At 36.0% G+C, this 3,722-nt stretch carries 3 protein-coding genes; all 3 read left to right on the top strand.

Features of this window, described 5'->3' with window-relative positions:
• Window positions 1-213: 213 nt before the first annotated feature.
• Genes hemE through hemY form a run of 3 tightly spaced genes read left to right on the top strand, consistent with a single transcriptional unit; the run spans window position 214 to window position 3,619 of the window.
• The gene (gene hemE, locus ACH6CY_RS15480) at window positions 214-1,248 is read left to right on the top strand and encodes a uroporphyrinogen decarboxylase (RefSeq protein ID WP_374068212.1); all 1,035 of its coding nucleotides are present in this window, start codon (window positions 214-216) and stop codon (window positions 1,246-1,248) included.
• 20 nt (window positions 1,249-1,268) lie between these two features.
• Window positions 1,269-2,207 carry a ferrochelatase gene (hemH, locus tag ACH6CY_RS15475; RefSeq protein ID WP_374068211.1) on the top strand — a complete coding sequence of 313 codons (939 nt, stop codon included), beginning with the start codon at window positions 1,269-1,271 and terminating at the stop codon, window positions 2,205-2,207.
• Between the two features lie 2 nt (window positions 2,208-2,209).
• A complete protein-coding gene (gene hemY, locus ACH6CY_RS15470) occupies window positions 2,210-3,619 on the top strand; it encodes a protoporphyrinogen oxidase (RefSeq protein WP_374068210.1) in 1,410 nt (469 codons plus the stop codon).
• Window positions 3,620-3,722: the final 103 nt, after the last annotated feature.

Raw genomic sequence — 3,722 nt, 5'->3', positions numbered from 1 at the left:
ACTTTTTCAATGGAACAAGAAAATATTTGATTTTGATTTCAAACATGACTTAATTAGGAAGTATGAATAATTCAGGAATTAGTATAATTATAAAGGATATTTCCTTATAATAATTACAATTTAGTGACAATGTTTGAAAATATCTGTACAAAATGTGTTTTATTCGTTATGTTAAGGAAAAATGTAGGAATAAATAACTGAAGGGTGACTTTTGTGGAAAAACAGTTTAATGATACAATCTTAAAAGCTTTTAAAGGAGAAGAAACTGCATATACACCAGTTTGGTTTATGAGACAAGCGGGTAGATCACAACCAGAGTACCGTAAATTAAAAGAAAAATACTCGTTATTTGAAATTACACATGAACCTGAGTTGTGCGCTTATGTCACACGATTACCAGTCGAGCAGTATGGTGTAGATGCAGCTATCTTATATAAAGATATTATGTCACCTTTGCCTGCTATTGGTGTAGATGTAGAAATCAAGTCAGGCATAGGACCAGTAATTGATCAACCAATTCGTACATTCTATGATGTGGAGCGGTTAGGCGCAATTTCACCAGAACAAGATGTACCTTATGTGTTAGATACAATTCGTTTATTAACAGCTGAGCAATTGGACGTACCACTGATCGGTTTTAGTGGTGCACCATTTACGCTTGCAAGTTATATGATTGAAGGAGGCCCTTCAAAAAATTATCATCAAACTAAAGCAATCATGTATAAAGATCAAACGACATGGTTTGCGCTGATGGACAAGCTTGCAACGATGACAATCACATATGTACAAGCTCAAGTTCGTTCAGGTGCGCAAGCAATTCAAATTTTTGATTCTTGGGTAGGTGCATTATCTGTTAGTGACTATCGCACGTTTATTAAACCAGTTATGAATCGAATTTTTTCAGAATTACAACATGAAGGAGTGCCACTCATTTTATTTGGTGTAGGAGCAAGTCATTTAATTCATGAATGGAATGATTTACCTGTTGATGTGATTGGGCTAGATTGGAGAATGTCAATAAGTGAAGCAAGAGGATTGGGTATATCAAAAACATTACAAGGAAATCTTGACCCAGCTATTTTACTATCCGATTGGAATACCATTGAAATGAGAACAAAAGCAATCATCGATCAAGGAAAACAACACCCGAGTCATGTGTTTAATTTAGGACATGGTGTTACTCCAAAGATTAAGCCTGAAACATTAAAGAAACTCACACAATTGGTTCAAACGTACTCATTAAAATAATAGTTAAGGAAGGTGTTTTTATGATAAAGAAAAAAGTAGGTTTACTTGTCATGGCATATGGTACACCATATGAGGAAGCAGATATTGAGCGTTATTATACGGATATTCGTCACGGAAAGAAACCAACGCCAGAGATGTTACAGGATTTAACCGACAGATATCGTGCAATTGGTGGAATTTCACCATTGGCTACTATTACTGAGCAACAAAAAACTGCATTAGCACAAACACTAAATAAAAGTCAAGATGAAGTGGAATTTGTCCCTTATTTAGGTCTAAAGCATATTGAACCATTTATTGAAGATGCTGTAAAGCAAATGGCTGAGGATGAAATAGAAGAAGCAGTTTCTATTGTTTTGGCACCTCACTATTCCACATTCAGTGTTAAATCATACAATGGACGTGCCCAAAAAGAGTCCGAAAAGCATGGTAAGCCAGTTATACATTCAGTGGAAAGTTGGTATGATGCTCCTGGATTTATTGATTATTGGTCTAATGCTATTCAAAATGAGTATAAGAAAATGACTGAATCTGAAAAAGATAAAGCTGTATTAGTTGTTTCCGCACATAGTTTACCAGAAAAAATCATTCAAAATGGTGATCCGTATCCAGAACAGCTAGCGATAACAGCGAAATTAATTTCAGAAGCTACTGGTATTACGAATTATGCCGTTGGCTGGCAAAGCGAGGGAAATACGCCTGAACCGTGGCTTGGCCCTGATGTTCAAGATTTAACAAGAGAGTTATATCAAGAACAAGGCTATCGTACCTTCGTTTATGCACCTGTTGGTTTTGTTGCTGATCATTTAGAAGTGCTTTATGATAACGATTATGAATGTAAGGTAGTGTGTGATGAATTAAATGCTGCTTACTATCGCCCACCTATGCCAAATGTGGCACCGGACTTTATTCAAACTTTAACCGATGTTGTATGGGAAAAGTATAAAAGTGAGGCTTAAGCATGATAGAAGCTAAGCATATTATAATAATAGGCGGCGGTATTACTGGTTTAACTGCTGCCTATTATTTACAACACACGATTAAAGAAAGACAATTACCTTATAAAGTAACCTTAATAGAAGCAATGGATAAACTCGGTGGAAAAATTGAAACGTATAAGAAGAATGGATTCATTATTGAACGAGGGCCTGATTCCTTTTTGATTCGAAAAGAATCGGGTGCTCGTCTAGTTCGGCATGTAGGACTAGGAGAGAATTTAATAAAAAACGACACGGGGAAATCATTCATTTTAGTCAAGGATCAATTACATGAGATGCCACAAGGTTCAGTAATGGGGATACCGACTAGTTTATCCCCTTTTATATTTTCTAGCTTGTTTTCATTTCGAGGGAAGCTGCGTATGCTAGGGGACTTTTTTTTACCACAAAAAGGCCCGAAGCACGATCAATCGGTAGGAGCATTCTTTCGTCATCATTTAGGTAACGAATTATTAGAGAATTTAATTGAGCCACTATTATCAGGTATATATGCAGGAAACATTGATAAGCTAAGTCTGATGGCGACTTTCCCACAATTTTATGAGATGGAACAATCGCACCGAAGCTTAATTATAGGTGCACGAAAAACATTGGGAAACAAAACGCAGCATGGTTCGAAAAAAACAAGTAAATTTTATTCGCTAAAGCATGGATTACAAACATTAGTAGAGCAAATAGAAAAGTGTTTGGATCCATCTATTGTACAGGTTGTCTCGGGTGCTAAAGTAAAACAAATTGACAAAAAAGGATATACTTATCAGCTTTTATTAGACAATGGTGAGGTGCATGTTGCGAATAGCTTAGCACTGACTACTTCAGTATCTCAAGCAAAGCATATGTTTAATCAGTTTGATTTCTGGGATGATTTTGGGGAAATGAAAGCAACCTCTGTTGCTAATGTTGCGATGGCATTTGATCGAGAAGCTGTTCCGAAAGATATAGATGGCACAGGTTTTGTTGTCTCACGTAATGGTGATTATCGTATCACTGCATGTACTTGGACACATAAAAAATGGCCGGAAACCACACCTGAAAATAAAGCACTATTACGATGCTATGTTGGAAAACCAGGGGATGAAAAGGTAGTCACTTTAAGTGATGACGAGATAGCTGCTATCGCTCTACATGATTTGAAGAAAATTATGGGGATTACTGCTCAACCTGATTTTTATGTTGTGACACGATGGAAAGATTCGATGCCGCAATATGAAGTAGGACACTTGCAACGACTTGATAAGTTATCACAAGCTATGGAAGAACAGTTACCTGGTGTTTTTGTTGCAGGTAACAACTATAAAGGGGTTGGTATTCCAGATTGTATTTCTCAAGGAGAACAAGTAGTAGAAGAAATTCTAAGTTTCTTAAAAAAATAAAAAACGTTTATACTTATTTATACTTATGAACTAACCTAAATTAGTGAAACAATATAAAACACCTCCAAAATGGTAATACTTTAAACAAGTATATTTATCGGAG

Source organism: Paraliobacillus sp. JSM ZJ581, from assembly GCF_044383835.1.
GTDB lineage: Bacteria > Bacillota > Bacilli > Bacillales > Amphibacillaceae > Paraliobacillus.
The sequence above is the reverse complement of the archived record's forward strand: the minus strand, read 5'-3'. Positions and strand labels throughout refer to the sequence as shown.